The sequence below is a fragment of the Aeromonas sp. V90_14 genome (assembly GCF_029967615.1).
Taxonomy (GTDB): Bacteria; Pseudomonadota; Gammaproteobacteria; order Enterobacterales; family Aeromonadaceae; genus Aeromonas; species Aeromonas hydrophila.
The window spans coordinates 22,788-38,869 of sequence record NZ_JASCAS010000034.1; the positions used below are offsets into that span (position 1 = coordinate 22,788).

A 16,082-nucleotide genomic window follows, 5' to 3' on the forward strand; every position below is an offset into this window, starting at 1 on the left:
GGACGACACATGATTGAGCAATTCTTCCGACCCGAGCAACTGGGTCAGGCTTTGGAACTCAAGGCCAGCTTCGGTAACGACGCCGTCTACATGGGGGGCGGCAGCAAGCTCAACGCCGCGCCGACCCGCACCGACAAGAAGGTGGCCATCTCGCTGGACAAGCTCGGACTTGGCCAGATCGAGCAGCAGCACGGTCAGCTCCACATCGGCGCCACCGTTACCCTGCAAGCCCTGAAAGATGACCCCCGTACCCCGGCTGCCCTGTGCGAGGCGCTGGGGTTTGTCTACTCCCGCCATGTGCGCAATCAGGCCACCATTGGCGGCGAAATTGCCTGCCAGCAGCAGGACTCCCCGCTGCTGCCGGTACTGCTGGTGCTCGAAGCCGTGGTGGTGTTGGAGAACAACCAGCTGCAACCCATCAATGCCTACCTGGCGGGCCAGCGCAAGGAGCTGGTGCTGGGGGTGGTGCTGCCGGAGCCCGAGCTGCGCTGCGCCACTCGCCGCATCAGCCGCAACGCCGATGGTCTGGCGGTGATGACTGCTGCGGTGGCCCTCGACGCCCTTGGCGAGATGCGGGTCGCCCTGGCGGGCGTGACGCCGCAGCCGATGCGTCTGCGGGACGTGGAGCGTCATGAGCTGCGGGATGCGGCGCTGGAGGCTGCGGTGAGCGAGCTGGTTGCACCGCGCGCGGATCTCGGTGGCAGCGTGGCCTACAAGCGCTATATCAGCGGCGTGGTGGTGGCGGATCTGCTGGTGGAGTGCCAGCAGCAGGAGGTACAGGCATGATGGAACTCAACTTCACACTGAACGGTGCCCTGCGCACCGTCATCGCTCCGGCGGGCGAGAATGCCCAGCGGGTGCTGTTCAATCAGTGCCGGATGCACTCGGTGCGCAACAGTGACGACGGCTTCGGTTTCGCCGGCTCCGACGCCATCCTCTTCAATGGCAAGGTGATCAACGCCTCCCTGCTGATCGCCGCCCAGCTGGAGGGGGCGCAGGTGCGTACCGCCGAGTCGCTCGGCAGCTGGAACCAGCTCAGCCTGGTACAGCAGGCCATGGTGGATGTGGGGGTGGTGCAGTCCGGCTACAACGATCCGGCCGCGGCGCTCATCGTCACCGACCTGCTTGATCGCCACCCCGAGCCCACCCGTGATCAAATCGACGACGCGCTCTCGGGTCTGTTTCACCGCGATGGCGGTTACCAGCAGTTCTATCAGGCCATCGAGCTTGCCAGCTCGCGCCTCAAGGATCCCGATTACCTGTGCCAGATTGCCCCCGAGTTTCGTGACGACCTGCGCCACATCGGCAAGAGCTGCCCGAAAGTGGACGCCGCCAAGATGGTGCAGGCCAAACCCTGCTACGTGGAGGACAGGGTCACCGAGGATGCGCTGGTCATCAAGATGCTGCGAAGCCCCCATCCCCATGCGGTGATCACTCGGCTCGACGTGAGCCGCGCCGAAGCCATGGCGGGGGTGGTGCACGTCATCACCCACCTCAACTGCCCGGATGTCTACTACACCCCGGGTGGCCAGAGCGCCCCCGAGCCGTCACCGCTGGATCGCCGCATGTTTGGCCGTAAGCTGCGCCACGTCGGTGATCGTGTTGCCGCCGTGGTGGCCGAGAGCGAAGCCATCGCCTTGGCGGCGCTCAATCTCATCGAGGTCGAGTATCAGGTGCTGCCGGCAGTCATGAACATAGACGAGGCGATGGCCCCCAATGCACCGCTGGTGCACGACGAGCCCATTGTCTACATGGCCGGTGCGCCGGCGGATCTCGAGCAGCAGAACGCCTGCTCGGTGCGCCGCGGCGACGAGCACATGATCATCAACTTCCCCATCGGTTCCCGTCCGCACGAGAACCTGGCCGCCAGCGTCCATGGCCAGATCGGCGATGTGGCCAAAGGCTTTGCCGAGGCGGACGAGATTGTCGAGCGCACCTACGAATCGACCCAGGCCCAGCAGTGCCCGACCGAGCCACACATCTGCTTCACCTACATGGATGGCGATCGTCTGGTCATTCACGCATCCACTCAGGTGCCCTGGCACGTGCGCCGTCAGGTGGCGCGCATCGTCGGTATGAAGCAGCACCAGGTACATGTGATCAAGGAGCGGGTAGGGGGCGGCTTTGGCTCCAAGCAGGATATCCTGCTGGAAGAGGTGTGCGCCTGGGCGACCAAGGTCACCGGCCGTCCCGTTACCTTCCGCTACACCCGTGAAGAGGAGTTCATCAGCAACACCTCGCGCCATGTGGCCAAGGTGAAGGTCAAAGTGGGTGCCAAGAAGGATGGCACCATCACCGCCATCGAGATGGATTTTCGTGCCAACACCGGCCCTTATGGCAACCACTCTCTGACGGTGCCGAGCAACGGCCCAGCGCTCTCCCTGCCGCTCTACCCGTGCGACAACGTGCGTTTTACCGTCAACACCTACTACAGCAACATCTGCCCGACCGGCGCCTATCAGGGCTACGGCGCGCCCAAGGGCAACTTCGCGCTGACCATGGCCATTGCGGAACTTGCCGAGAAACTGGGTATCGATCAGCTCGACATGGTGGAGCACAACCGGGTGCATGAAGGGGACATCCTTAAGGTGCTGGGTGCCATCGGCGAGGGCAAGATGCCCACCTCGGTGCCCCACGCCGCCAGTTGCGCCCTCGAACCCATCCTCAAACAGGGCCGCGAACTTATCGCCTGGGATAGCCCCAAACCCGCTGACGGGGATTGGCGCATCGGCCGTGGCGTCGCCATCATCATGCAAAAATCGGGGATCCCGGATATCGATCAGGCCAACTGCATGGTCAAGCTGGAATCGGACGGCACCTTTATCGTCCACTCCGGTGGCGCCGATATCGGCACCGGCCTCGATACCGTGGTGGCCAAGCTGACTGCCGAAGTGCTGCACTGCCCGCTCGGGGATGTGCACGTCATCTCCGGTGATACCGACCACGCCCTGTTCGACAAGGGGGCTTACGCCTCGTCAGGCACCTGCTTCTCCGGCAACGCGGCCAAGAAGGCGGCCGAGAACCTCAAGGAGAAGATCCTGTTCCATGGCGCCGCCATGCTGGGCGAGCCGGTAGCCGATGTTGAGCTGGCGTTCCCGGGCCTGGTGCGCGGCAAGCTGGGGGAGGTGAGCCTCGCCAAGCTGGCCCACAAGGCCGAGACCGGTACCGGCTTCGGCATCCTAGTGGGCACCGCCAGCTACATCACCTCTGAGCTTGCCTTCCCGTACGGCGCCAACTTCGCCGAGGTGGCGGTCAACGTCAGAACCGGCGAGATCCGGCTCGACAAGTTCTACGCCCTGCTCGACTGCGGCACCCCCATCAACCCGGAACTGGCGCTCGGCCAGATCTACGGGGCGACCATGCGGGCCATCGGCCACTCATTGACCGAGGAGATCTGCTACGACGGCAAGGGCATTCCGCTCACCCGGGATCTCAAGAGCTATGGCGCGCCCAAGATTGGCGACATTCCGCGCGATTTTCGGGCCTTCCTGGTACCGAGTGACGACAAGGTCGGCCCTTACGGCGCCAAGTCCATCTCGGAGATCGGGGTCAACGGCGCCGCGCCCGCCATCGCCACCGCCATCCACGACGCCTGCGGTGTCTGGCTGCGCAAGTGGCACTTCACGCCGGAGCAGATCCTGCGCGAGTTGGGCAAGCTGGAGCAACAAGCGTCGGCATAACAAAAGAAAAGGTGAGGGGCGGGCGCAGGCTCGCCCCCAGCACCTGACAGCGGAATGAGTACTCCGCCCATATTCTGTGTGATGGGACAATCAAGATGTCTAAAACAACACGCAAGCACTCGGACCTGATTTACGCGCTCGAAGACAAACCTCCCTTTTACCAAACCCTGATGGGGGCCGTGACCCACCTGCTGGCCATCTTCGTGCCCATGGTGACGCCGGCCCTGATCGTGGGTGGGGCCCTCGGCCTCTCCACCGAGACCACCGCCTACCTGGTCTCCATGGCGATGATCGCCTCCGGCATCGGCACCTGGCTGCAGGTGAACCGCTACGGCCCCATCGGCTCGGGGCTGCTCTCCATCCAGTCGGTCAACTTCTCCTTCGTCACCGTGATGATCGCGCTGGGCAGCGCCATGAAAAAAGATGGCCTGCACGAGGAGCTGATCGTCTCGACCCTGCTCGGGGTCTCCTTCGTCGGGGCCTTCCTGGTGATGGGCTCCTCCTTCGTGCTGCCCTACCTCAAGCGGGTGATCACCCCGACCGTGAGCGGGGTGGTGGTGCTGATGATTGGCCTGAGCCTCATCAAGGTGGGGATCATCGACTTTGGCGGCGGCTTCTCCGCCATGAGCAGCGGCACCTTCGGCAAATACGAGAACATCGGCTTGGGGCTGCTGGTGCTCTGCGTCATCGTCGCCTTCAACTGCAGCAAGAGCCCCTTGCTTCGCATGAGTGGCATCGCCATCGGCCTGCTGGTGGGCTATGCGGTGGCCCTGATGCTCGGCATGGTGGACTTCTCCGCCCTTGAGAACCTGCCGCTCATCACTGTGCCCATCCCGTTCAAGTACGGTTTTTCTTTCGATCTGCACGCCTTCGTGCTGGCCGGCACCATCTATCTGTTGAGCGTGCTGGAGGCGGTGGGGGACATCACCGCCACCGCCATGGTCTCCCACCGGCAGATCCAGGGCCCCGAGTTTCAAAAACGGCTCTCCGGCGGCGTGCTGGCGGACGGTCTGGTGTCGGTGATCGCCTCGGCGCTCGGCTCCCTGCCGCTCACCACTTTCGCCCAGAACAACGGCGTCATCCAGATGACCGGGGTGGCCTCGCGCCACGTGGGCAAGTTCATCGCCGTCATCCTGGTGCTGCTCGGCCTCTTCCCGGTGGTAGGGCGCTTCTTCACCACCATACCGTCGCCAGTGATGGGGGGGGCCATGGTCATCATGTTCTCCATGATCGCCATCGCCGGCGGGCGCATCATCATCAGCCATGGCTTCGATCGGCGCGAGACCCTGATCGTCGCCACCTCGCTCGGGCTGGGGCTCGGGGTCTCCTACGACCCGAACGTCTTCAAGGTGCTGCCGGCAGGGATCTACATGCTGGTGGAGAACCCCATCTGCGCCGGCGGCATCACCGCCATCATCATGAACCTGGTACTGCCCCAGAGCCGCAGCCGCAAGGCGGCCGCCAATGCCGCCGAGGCGGTGGAGCTGATCCAGCTGAGCGACAAACCCGACACCCGTTTTGCCACCCGGCCCGCCCCGTCGGCCACAGCCCGCCAACAGGGGTTGGCGACGGACGAGGCCCAGGTGCGTGCCCCGCAAGTGGATCGCGGCTAACGAACAACAAGAGGGAATTGAGAGATGAAAAACGACAACTCCGTCAAGGCGGTGCGCGGCAGCTTCTTTGACATCACCCGGGTGGTGAGCCAGCCTGAGGAGATAGAGCCCAATGCCCGCCTCATCGAAGACGGCCTGCTGATCATCCGCAACGGCTGCATCGACTGGTTCGGCCAGTGGGAGGAGGGCCGTGATCGCATTCCAGCCCAGGTGCGGGTGCGCGACTATCGCGGCAAGATGATAGTGCCGGGCTTTGTCGACACCCACATCCACTACCCGCAAAGCGAGATGGTGGGGGCCTATGGCGAACAGCTGCTGGAGTGGCTCAACCGCCATACCTTCCCGGCCGAGCGGCGCTACAACGATCTCGAGTACGCCCGCGAGATGTCCACCTTCTTCATCAAGCAACTGCTGCGAAACGGCACCACCACGGCGCTGGTGTTTGGCACCGTCCACCCCGAGTCGGTGGATGCCCTGTTCGAGGCGGCCAGCCGCATCAACATGCGGATGATCGCCGGCAAGGTGATGATGGATCGCAACGCGCCAGATTATCTGCTGGATACTGCCGAGAGCAGTTATGAACAGAGCAAGGCGCTCATCGAGCGCTGGCACGGCAATGGCCGCTTGCTCTACGCCATCACGCCGCGCTTTGCCCCCACCTCGACCCCGGCGCAGCTGGCGATGGCGCGGCGATTGCGCGAAGAGTATCCGACCACTTATCTGCATACCCACCTGTGCGAGAACAAGGACGAGATAGCCTGGGTGAAATCCCTCTTCCCAGAGCATCAGGGCTATCTCGACGTCTATCACCAGCACGGCCTCACCGGCCACCACTGCGTGTTTGCCCACTGCGTCCATCTGGAAGAGCAGGAGTGGGATTGCCTGAAAGAGACCGGCTCCACCATCGCGTTTTGTCCCACCTCCAATCTGTATCTCGGCAGTGGTCTCTTCAAGCTGCACAAGGCGTGGCACAAGCAGGTGAAGGTGGGGATGGGCACCGACATCGGCGCTGGCACCACCTTCAACATGCTGCAGACCCTCAACGAGGCCTACAAGGTGATGCAGTTGCAGGGCGAGCGCCTTTCGGCCTATCAGGCCTTCTACCTGGCGACCCTGGGCGGCGCCCATGCGCTCGGGCTGGACGAGCAGATCGGCAGCTTCGCGGTGGGCAAGGAGGCGGATTTCGTGGTGCTCGACCCGGTCGCCACCCCGCTGCAGCAGCTGCGTTATGACAACTCCACCACCCTGCGCGACAAGTTGTTCGTGCTGCTGACCCTGGGGGATGACAGATCCATCTACCGCACCTACGTGGATGGCCAGCTGGTGCACGAGCGGGGCTGATCCGGTTTTCAAAGCAGAGGGGCGGGCAGGCTCGCCCCGGGAACACGGCAGCAGGGACCAGCGTGGTGCCTGCGCCGCACGACAGGCGGGGCGCTTGCCCCGCCACAGCAGGTGAAATGGCCCGGTTTTTTTAGACGGCAAGTCAAACGTTTGCCTTGCCTGCCAACCCCATGATGCCGGCGACCGTGGCAGCAGAGATCCACGGCACCGACCGCCATTTCGTCACGACACATTCAGGGATGCAGGAAGGAGTCGGCCATGAGCCAGACAAACAGGATAAATGAAATGGACGGGGCAGTTGCGGACAAGGGGGCGGCGGCGGGACAGCCCGCCGGCGGCGCGCTCGATCGCTACTTCATGATCAGCGAGCGGGGCAGCAATGTGCGCCAGGAGGTGCTGGCGGGGCTCACCACCTTCCTCGCCATGGTCTATTCGGTGATCGTGGTGCCCAGCATGCTCGGCAAGGCGGGCTTTCCCCCCGGCGCTGTGTTCGTGGCCACCTGTCTGGTGGCGGGCTTTGGTTCGCTGCTGATGGGGCTCTGGGCCAAGCTGCCGATGGCCATCGGCTGCGCCATCTCGCTGACCGCCTTTACCGCCTTCAGTCTGGTGCTGGGGCAGCAGATCTCCATCCCGGTGGCGCTCGGCGCCGTCTTTTTGATGGGGGTGCTGTTTACCGCCATCTCGGTGACCGGGGTGCGCAGCTGGATCCTCGACAACCTGCCGATGGGGATCGCCCACGGTACCGGCATCGGCATCGGACTCTTCCTGCTGCTGATCGCCGCCAACGGGGTGGGGCTGGTGATCAAGAACCCGCTGGAGGGGCTGCCGGTGGCGCTGGGGGCCTTTACCTCCATGCCGGTCATCATGTCCCTCATCGGGCTGGCGGTGATCGTCGGGCTGGAGAAGCTTAAAGTTCCGGGCGGGATCCTCTTGGTGATCATCGCCATCTCCATTTTCGGCCTCATCTTCGATCCGGCGGTCAAGTACCAGGGGCTGTTCGCCATGCCGAGCCTCGCCGACGAGCAGGGCAAGTCCCTCATCTTCAGCCTGGACATCATGGGGGCGCTCTCGCCGCTGGTGCTGCCAAGTGTGCTGGCGCTGGTGATGACGGCGGTGTTTGATGCCACCGGCACCATTCGCGCCGTGGCGGGGCAGGCCAACTTGCTGGACAAGGATGGCCATATCATCAACAGCGGCAAGGCGCTCAGCGCCGACTCCATCAGCAGCATCTTCTCCGGTCTGGTGGGGGCCGCGCCGGCCGCCGTCTACATCGAATCGGCGGCGGGCACGGCGGCAGGCGGCAAGACCGGCCTCACCGCCACCGTGGTGGGGGTCTTTTTCCTGCTGATGCTGTTCCTCTCGCCGCTCTCCTACCTGGTGCCGGCCTATGCCACCGCACCGGCGTTGATGTACGTGGGGCTGCTGATGCTGAGCAACGTCGCCCGGCTCGACTTCGATGACTTTGTCGGGGCCATGTCCGGCCTGCTGTGCGCCGTCTTCATCGTGCTCACCTGCAACATCGTCACCGGCATCATGCTGGGCTTCAGCGCCCTGGTGATCGGCCGTATCTGCTCGAAGGAGTGGCGCAAGCTCAACGTCGGCACCGTCATCATCGCCCTGGCGCTGGTGCTCTTCTACGCCGGCGGCTGGGCCATCTAGTCCGCATCACCTCCTTCTCTTGGCGGGGCCCGCCTTTCTTGGCCGGCCCTGCCTTTCAAACCGCACTCATACCATTTTGATAACGAGGCTTACCAGATTGATAACACCGCCCGGCAATGGCGCCGCCGAGTCTTCCATGGGCTGCAGCTGCGGGACCGGTCACGGTCATGACGAAGAGCCTGATGGGCGCCGGATGGGATCTTCTTCACACTTCTTCCCTTTGCTCGCCGCCTTTGCCCCCGGTTGGCCCGCCTTGCCGGAAACGGGCGCATATCTTGCTGTTTTTTATACCGGTTCTGATTTTTTCTGCCTGACAAAGGACTTGCATATGTCCATAGGATTACCGCTCAAGCGGGTGGATGCCGAGGCCAAGGTGACCGGCAGCGCCCGCTACACCGACGACAACATCATGCTCGGCATGCGCCACGCCAAGTACGTGCGAAGCCATATCGCCCACGGCAAGGTGCTCACCATCGATGCCAGCGAAGCGCTGGCGCTGCACGGGGTTGAAGCCGTGTTCACCCACGAGGATGTGCCCACCACCTGTTTTCGCACCGCCGGTCACGCCTGGTCCCTCGATGAGACCAAGCGGGATGTGAAAGACCGCCGCCTGCTCACCGACCATGTGCGTCACTTTGGCGATGGCGTCGCCATCGTCGTAGCCCGCGATCCCCTGGTGGCCGAGAAGGCCGCCGCCCTGGTCAAGGTGACCTACGAGCCGCTGCCGGTGATGACGGATGCGGCCAGCGCCCTGGCCGAGGGGGCCTGTCCCATCCACCCGACCGGCAACCTGCTGCGCCAGAGCCAGATCCGGGCGGGTGAGCCGGAACAGGCCATCGCCGCCGCCGACTTGCAGTTCAAGGGGCACTACCAGACGCCGGTGGTGCAGCACTGCCATCTGGAGACGGTCACCTGCTACGCCTACATGGATCAGCCGGACCACATCATCGTCGTCACCAGCACCCAGATCCCCCAGATTGTGCGCAGCCGGGTGGCCAAGTCCCTCGGTCTGCCCTGGTCCAGCGTGCGGGTGATCAAGCCCTACATGGGCGGCGGCTTTGGTAACAAGCAGGATGTGCTGGAAGAGCCGATGGCGGCATTTTTGAGCTACCAGCTCGGCGGCGTGCCGGTCAAGGTGACCCTGAGCCGGGAGGAGTGCTTCTTTGCTTCCCGCACCCGCCACGGCTTTGCCATCGACGGCACCCTCGGCATCAACCGGGATGGCACCCTCAAGGGCTATCAGCTGGACGTGCTCTCCAACACTGGCGGCTATGCCTCCCACGGCCACTCCATCGCCAGCGCCGGTGCCAACAAGATAAGCTACCTCTATCCGCGCAGCGCCTTTGGCTATGACGCCAAAACCTTCTACAGCAATTTGCCCACCGCCGGGGCCATGCGCGGTTACGGCGCGCCCCAGGTGGTGTTTGCCCTCGAATGCATGCTGGACGATGCCTGCGCCGAGCTGGGGCTGGATCCGCTTGCGGTGCGCATCGCCAACGTGGCCCGCGAGGGGGACGTCAATCAGGTCAACCAGAAGACCATCTACAGCGCGGGCTTGCCCGAGTGCCTGTGCAGGGGTGGCGAGCAGTTCGAGTGGGAGCGGCTCAAGGCCGAATGTCTGGCACAGGATCCGGCGAGCCGGGTACGGCGCGGCATCGGGGTGGCCTGTTTCAGTTATGGATCCAACACCTATCCGGTGGGGGTCGAAATTGCCGGCGCCCGCATGCTGCTCAATCAGGATGGCACCGTCAATCTGCAGATCGGCGCCACCGAGATAGGGCAGGGGTCGGACACCATCTTTGCCCAGATGGCGGCCCAGACCCTGGGGATCCCGTTCGAGCAGATCCGGGTCATCTCGACCCAGGACACCGACATCACCGCCTACGATCCGGGTTCGTTCGCCTCGCGCCAGAGCTATGTGGCGGCCCCCGCCATCCATCAGGCGGCGCTGCAGTTGCGGGCGCGCATCCTGTCGCTGGCGGCCCAGCTCTGCCATCAGGATGTGGGGTCGCTCACCCTGATCGATGGCTACGTGGTGCTGGCCGGTGCGCCGGACAAGGTGCTGATAAGCGTCGCCGAGGTGTCGGTCAACGCCTACTACCACCTCACCATCGGCGGCCAGATCACCTCCGAGGTCTCCCACAAGACCACCACCAACCCGCCGAGCTTTGGCTGCACCTTTGTCGATCTCAGTGTCGATATCGATCTCTGCAAGGTGACCATCTATCGCATTCTCAACCTGCACGATGCGGGCAAGATCCTCAACCCGCAGCTGGCAGAGGGGCAGGTGCACGGTGGCATGGGGATGGGGATCGGTTGGTCCCTGTTCGAGGAGATGATCATCGACGCCAAGACTGGCGTGGTGCGCAACCCCAACCTGCTCGACTACAAGTTCCCCACCATGCTGGATTTGCCCGAGCTTGAATGCGATTTCGTGCAGACCTACGAGCCCCAGTCTGTCTATGGCCACAAATCACTGGGGGAACCGCCCATCATCTCGCCGGGCCCCGCCATCCGTAACGCCATTCGCATGGCGACCGGCGTCGCCATCAACGAGCTGCCCATCACCCCCAAGACCCTGTTCCGGGAGTTTGTCGCGGCGGGTTTGATTGGCGAGGGAGCAGGGGAGGAGCAACGCCATGTTTGATATTGCCCGTTACTACAAGGCCCACAGCGTGGCCGAGGCGGTCGCCCTGCGCCAGGCTGACCCCGAGGCGCGCCTCTTGGCCGGTGGCACCGATGTGATGATCCAGCTTCATCACCTCAACGCCGCCTATCGCCATATCGTCGATATTCACGACTTGCCCGAGCTCAAGGGGGTGAGCGAGCTGGCCGACGGTTCGATTCGCATCGGCTCCGGCACCACCTTTACCGAGCTGATTGAAAACGAGCTGGTGCAGCGCCGCCTGCCGATGCTGGCGGAAGCCGCCGCCACCATCGCCGGCCCGCAGATCCGCAACGTCGCCACCTATGGCGGCAACATCTGCAACGGCGCCACCAGTGCCGACTCGGCAGCGCCCACGGTCGCGCTGGAAGCAGAGCTGGAGATCGCCGGCCCCGATGGCACGCGCCGCATCCCCATCGCCGGTTTTCACACCGGCCCCGGCAAGGTGGCTCTGCAACCGGCGGAGATCCTGGTGGCATTCCACTTTGCCCCGGACGCGCACCCCCAGGTGGGCTCCCACTACTTCAAATACGCCATGCGGGGGGCCATGGACATCGCCACCATCGGCTGCGCCGCCTACTGCCAGATTGAGGATGGTCACTTCAAGCGCCTGCGGCTGGCTTACGGGGTGGCGGCCCCGACGCCGGTGCGCACCCCGCACGCCGAGGCGGCGGCCGAGGGGCAACCGCTGACTAGCGCCACCCTGGCCGCGATTGCCGAGGCGGTGGTGGCCGATGTGGCGCCGCGCTCCTCCTGGCGGGCAGAAAAGGAATTTCGCCTGCACCTCATCAAAACCCTGGCGCAGCGGGTGGTCGCCTGCGCCGTCGAACGTGCCGGAGGCAAGATCCTATGATGCAACCGCAAAGCTGTCCCACTGTTGCGATCCAGTGCGAGATCAACGGCAAACCCTATTCCTATGCGGTGTCGCCCACCATGTCGCTGCTTCACTTCCTGCGCGGGCTGGGGCTTATCAGCGTAAAAGAGGGGTGCAGTGTTGGCGAGTGCGGCGCCTGTACCGTGCGGGTGGATGGCACGGCCATCGACAGCTGCCTCTATCTGGCGGTGTGGGCCGATGGCAAATCCATTCGCACCGTGGAGGGGGAGCGCAGAGGCAACGAGCTCTCCGACGTGCAGCAGGCCTTTATCGACGAGGGGGCGGTGCAGTGTGGCTTCTGTACCCCGGGGTTGGTGATGGCGAGCGCGGCCCTGCTCGACAAGACAGATCGCCGCCCGCTGACCGAGGCGGAGATCCGCCGCGGCCTGTCGGGGAATCTGTGCCGCTGCACCGGTTATCAGAACGTGGTGCGGGCGGTGAAGAAGTGCTGCAAGGGGTGATGGGTTCGCCCCTCGATTAGCTTCTCAAACCGTGTTCGGCAGCGAGGTGACAGCGCCTGAAATAGGCCGGGAGGTTATTTTCACCCCGCCGCTCAAGCGCGCATCCCGTTATTTCGGGCGGGCAATGGGGGGCACTTATCCCGTGTCGTTCGCCTGCTCGCCTGAATAATAAACAGGCTGCTGCGTGCGGCAGCTGGTGGGGTGGCAAGCGACTGTTTTTACGCGATATGTCAGCTTGTGTCGCCATCTTGTGCGCCGCCTTTGCCTATTGGCGGCAGCAAATACCGGCGGGTGGGAAATAACGGAAAATAGTGGCGAGGGTTCTGAAAAAAGCCCCCTTTTTTGTCACGTGGGCGCAACATTTTTCTGTAATTGTTAGCCAGCTCGCGGCGACCCTTCGCGCAAACGGGCAGAGTAGGCGCCATGGTCGGCCGAGGCTGCCATGATGCGCAATCAGGGTTGTAATCAGGTGCTGCGGCCCGTCTGGCGGGGCGCAAAACATAACATCAAAAAGAAAAAGGAAACTGGCATGTCAGGAAGACACTCTCTGGTAGCGCTGGCCGTCGGGCTGGCGCTGGCGGGACCGGCACAGGCACAGCTGCTCATCAGCGAATACCTGGAAGGATCGGGCAACAACAAGGCGGTGGAGCTGAGCAACCTCGGCGGCGACCTCGTCGATCTCTCCCAATACCGGTTGGCGCTCTACGCCAACGGCAAACCCATCAGCGAATCGCCCACCAACAGCCTGGCGCTGCAAGGCACGCTGGCCCCGGGCGCCACCCTGGTGCTGGCCAACCCCTCCGCGAGCAGCGAGATCCTGGCCAAGGCCAATCGCACCAGCGGCAACCTGGTGTTCAACGGTGACGACGCCCTGGTGCTCTATCGCGGCAGCGAGATAGTGGACAGCTTCGGCCAGGTCGGTGTGGATCCGGGCACGGCCTGGGTGTCGGGCAACGTCTCGACTCTGGACATGACCCTGCGCCGCAAGGCCACCGTCACCACCGGCCGGACCGATGCAACCGCCCCCTTCGATCCGGCGCTCGAATACGTGGCCGCCCCGAAAGATGACGCCAGTGGCCTGGGTTGCAGTGGCGATGGTCCCTGCGATGGCACCCAGCCGCCCGCCTTCGTCTGCCCGGTGGACAGCCTGGTGCCGGTGCCCGCCATTCAGGGTTCAGGCACCAGCAGCCCGCTGGTGCCGGCCGGCAAGTTCGAATCGGAACAGGCCTACGCCACCCGCGGCGTGGTGACCCAGGTGGTGAGCGGTCTCTACAAGGGCTTCTTCATTCAAGATGAGCTGGGGGACGGCGATCCGGCCACCTCCGACGGCCTCTTCGTCTACAGCACCAAGGCCAATGCTGCCGTCGTGCCGGGGGCCGAGGTGTGCGTCTCGGGCAAGGTGAAGGAGTATTTCAACCAGACTCAGCTCAACGCCGACGAGCTGGTGGTGACCCGGCCGCAGGGGGCCATTCCGGCCGCGGTGGATCTGCTGCCGGTAGCGGGTGAGAGCCTGAGCCAGCTGCTGGAGCGTCACGAGGGGATGCAGGTACGGCTGGTGCCGGGCTCCAGCCTGGTGGTCACCCGCAACTTCAGCTTCGATTACGACGGCAAGCGCAACAACCTGGTGCTGGCCTATGGTGCGCCGCTCATCAAGTCGACCCAGAAATTTGCCGCCATGAGCCAGGAGGCGAGCAACTGGGCCCTGCGCAACCAGCAGAACCAGCTGGTGGTGGAGACCGACGCCAAGGCGCCGGACGGTGTGCTGCCCTGGTTCCCCGGCTTCAACGCAGAGGATGGTTACCTGCGCATCGGCGACAAGCTCAACGGGCTGGAAGGGGCGCTTGGCTACTCCTACAACCTGTTCCGACTGGTGGCCAGCAACCGCATTGACGCCAGCCAGATAGATCACAGTGGCTGGGATCGGGTGGAAACGCCGGAACTGGCCGAGGCGGGGGATCTGCGGGTCGCCAGCTTCAACGTGCTCAACTTCTTCACCACTGTGGTGGGGGGCGATGCCAATCCCACCGGCAGCAACCGGGGCGCCCCGACGGTGGCGGAATTCGAGTTGCAGCGCACCAAGATAGTCAGCGCCATCACCCGCCTCAATGCCGACGTGGTGGGGTTGATGGAGATCGAGAACAACGGCTACGGTGACAACTCCGCCATCGCCAACCTGGTGGCGGCCCTCAACGCTGCCCAGCCGGATGAGGCGGATCACTACCGCTGGATTGCCTCGCCAGATGGCAAGCCGATTGGCACCGACGCCATCACGGTGGGGCTCATCTACCGACCCGCCAAGGTGACCCCGGAGGGGGCTGCCAGCCTTATCGCACTGCCGGTGCAGCAGGCCGAGGCGGTGGACGCCAGCGGCAAGCCGGTGACCATCAATCAGGGGATGCGCGAGTCGCTGGTGCAGCGCTTCAGCTCGCCCAAGGGGGATGCGCCGCTGACCTTGGTGGTCAACCACCTGAAGTCCAAGGGCTCCGCCTGCTTCGAGGACTATCCCGACTACGCCACTGCCGATCCCCTCGATGGCCAGGGCCACTGCAATGCGCTGCGGGTCTCTGCCGCCAAGGTGCTGGGGGAGCACCTCAAGGATTTGGCCGGGGATCTGCTGCTGATCGGCGACATGAACGCCTACGGCATGGAGGATCCCATCCGGGTGCTGACCAACTATGATCCGGCCGCCCAGGCGCGCCAGATCATGAGCGCCTCCTTCACCACTCTGGCGGGCCAGCCCTTCGAGGAGAGCGGCAGTGCCCTTGGCAAGGGGTATGGCCTTATCAACCTCAACACCCGCTTCCACGGTACTGACACCTACTCCTACAGCTACGAAGGGGAGCTCGGCAACCTGGATCACGCCCTGGCAAACCCGAGCCTCGCGGCCAAGGTGATCGGCATCGAGGATTGGCACATCAACTCCGCCGAGAGCAACTTCTTCGAGTACGGCAGCAAGTACAGCGGCCAGCTGGCGAAATCCGAAGGGCCTTTCAGCGCCTCGGATCACGATCCCGTGCTGGTAGCCATTCAGTATCCGCTGCCGCCCGCCGGGGTATTGAGCCTCGAGAGCGCCGCTGCCAACGTGGAGGAGGGCAACACCCTGGCCTTGAGCGTGGCGCGCCGTGACGGCACCTATGGGGAGGCCAGCGTCAGCTACCGCATTGCCTACGGCAGCGCCGATGCCAACGACGTGGCGCCGCTTACCGGCACCCTGCACTGGGCCGCCGGACAGAGCGACAGCCAGACCATCAGCATCCCGGTGAAGAGCGACACCCTGAACGAGGGGGACGAGACCTTTACCCTGGAGCTGTTTGACCCGAGTGGCGCGACCCTGGGCGAGCAGCACCAGACCCTGGTGACCATCAAGGACAAGCTGGCGCCGTCCACCATCTCGCTGGCGCGCGCCAGCCTGACGGTGAACGAGGGGCAGTGGTTTGCCGAGATCCCCCTGGTGCGCAGCGGCGATCTGAGCAAGCCGGCCCGGGCCCGGGTGGCCCTTGACGGGGTCACGGCACGCTGGGGGCTGGATTTCCTGCCCTGGTTTGGTCAATCGGTGAGCTGGGCCGCGGGCGAGGGGGGCAGCAAGTCGGTCAAGGTGCTGATCATCGATGACTGGTTTGTTGAGCCGACCGAGCAGTTCAAGGTGAGCCTGGCTGCATTGCAAGGTGGCCAGCCGGGTAACCTGCAGGAGACCCGGGTCGACATTCTGGACAACGACAAGTCCTGGTGGCCCTTCGGTCGCCACTGAGGATGATTGAGCAATGAGAAAGGGGCCTGCGGGCCCCTTTC

The 16,082-nt window shown here is 64.2% G+C and carries 9 protein-coding genes; all 9 read left to right on the forward strand.

The window, feature by feature from the left end:
* Nucleotides 1-9 precede the first annotated feature (9 nt).
* The 9 genes from ygfM to QLG02_RS13775 all read left to right on the forward strand — a co-directional run bounded on the left by ygfM (nt 10) and on the right by QLG02_RS13775 (nt 16,041).
* On the forward strand, nt 10-786 hold the full coding sequence (gene ygfM, locus QLG02_RS13735) for a molybdopterin-dependent oxidoreductase FAD-binding subunit (RefSeq protein ID WP_282465424.1): 777 nt from the start codon (nt 10-12) through the stop codon (nt 784-786).
* Nucleotides 783-3,680, forward strand: a complete 2,898-nt coding sequence (locus tag QLG02_RS13740; protein ID WP_282465425.1) for a molybdopterin-dependent oxidoreductase Mo/Fe-S-binding subunit — start codon at nt 783-785, stop codon at nt 3,678-3,680. Before ygfM ends, QLG02_RS13740 begins: the two co-directional genes overlap by 4 nt.
* Nucleotides 3,681-3,775: 95 nt before the next feature.
* A complete protein-coding gene (locus QLG02_RS13745) occupies nt 3,776-5,293 on the forward strand; it encodes a nucleobase:cation symporter-2 family protein (protein WP_282465426.1) in 1,518 nt (505 codons plus the stop codon).
* A gap of 24 nt (nt 5,294-5,317) precedes the next feature.
* Nucleotides 5,318-6,634, forward strand: coding sequence for a guanine deaminase (guaD, locus tag QLG02_RS13750; RefSeq protein ID WP_282465427.1), 1,317 nt, complete (start codon nt 5,318-5,320; stop codon nt 6,632-6,634).
* A 285-nt stretch (nt 6,635-6,919) separates the two neighbouring features.
* Nucleotides 6,920-8,293 (forward strand): NCS2 family permease, encoded by a 1,374-nt coding sequence (locus QLG02_RS13755; RefSeq protein ID WP_282465428.1) that lies wholly within the window; start codon nt 6,920-6,922, stop codon nt 8,291-8,293.
* Between the two features lie 328 nt (nt 8,294-8,621).
* Nucleotides 8,622-10,940 (forward strand): xanthine dehydrogenase molybdenum-binding subunit XdhA, encoded by a 2,319-nt coding sequence (gene xdhA, locus QLG02_RS13760; protein ID WP_282465429.1) that lies wholly within the window; start codon nt 8,622-8,624, stop codon nt 10,938-10,940.
* Nucleotides 10,933-11,811: a xanthine dehydrogenase FAD-binding subunit XdhB gene (gene xdhB, locus QLG02_RS13765; protein WP_282465430.1), complete on the forward strand. Its 879-nt coding sequence runs from the start codon at nt 10,933-10,935 to the stop codon at nt 11,809-11,811. The genes xdhA and xdhB overlap by 8 nt, the downstream gene beginning before the upstream one ends.
* Complete coding sequence (gene xdhC / locus QLG02_RS13770; RefSeq protein ID WP_282465431.1) at nt 11,808-12,293, forward strand: xanthine dehydrogenase iron sulfur-binding subunit XdhC; 486 nt, start codon at nt 11,808-11,810, stop codon at nt 12,291-12,293. Before xdhB ends, xdhC begins: the two co-directional genes overlap by 4 nt.
* A 529-nt stretch (nt 12,294-12,822) precedes the next feature.
* Nucleotides 12,823-16,041 carry an ExeM/NucH family extracellular endonuclease gene (locus tag QLG02_RS13775; RefSeq protein WP_282465432.1) on the forward strand — a complete coding sequence of 1,073 codons (3,219 nt, stop codon included), beginning with the start codon at nt 12,823-12,825 and terminating at the stop codon, nt 16,039-16,041.
* The last annotated feature ends 41 nt before the right edge of the window (nt 16,042-16,082 follow it).

What these genes read in the sequence shown, in the direction of transcription:
- QLG02_RS13775 (WP_282465432.1), top strand. Translation starts at nt 12,823, where the DNA reads ATGTCAGGAAGACACTCTCTGGTAGCGCTGGCCGTCGGGCTGGCGCTG.
- ygfM (WP_282465424.1), top strand. Translation starts at nt 10, where the DNA reads ATGATTGAGCAATTCTTCCGACCCGAGCAACTGGGTCAGGCTTTGGAA.
- QLG02_RS13745 (WP_282465426.1), top strand. Translation starts at nt 3,776, where the DNA reads ATGTCTAAAACAACACGCAAGCACTCGGACCTGATTTACGCGCTCGAA.
- xdhB (WP_282465430.1), top strand. Translation starts at nt 10,933, where the DNA reads ATGTTTGATATTGCCCGTTACTACAAGGCCCACAGCGTGGCCGAGGCG.
- xdhA (WP_282465429.1), top strand. Translation starts at nt 8,622, where the DNA reads ATGTCCATAGGATTACCGCTCAAGCGGGTGGATGCCGAGGCCAAGGTG.
- guaD (WP_282465427.1), top strand. Translation starts at nt 5,318, where the DNA reads ATGAAAAACGACAACTCCGTCAAGGCGGTGCGCGGCAGCTTCTTTGAC.
- QLG02_RS13740 (WP_282465425.1), top strand. Translation starts at nt 783, where the DNA reads ATGATGGAACTCAACTTCACACTGAACGGTGCCCTGCGCACCGTCATC.
- xdhC (WP_282465431.1), top strand. Translation starts at nt 11,808, where the DNA reads ATGATGCAACCGCAAAGCTGTCCCACTGTTGCGATCCAGTGCGAGATC.
- QLG02_RS13755 (WP_282465428.1), top strand. Translation starts at nt 6,920, where the DNA reads ATGGACGGGGCAGTTGCGGACAAGGGGGCGGCGGCGGGACAGCCCGCC.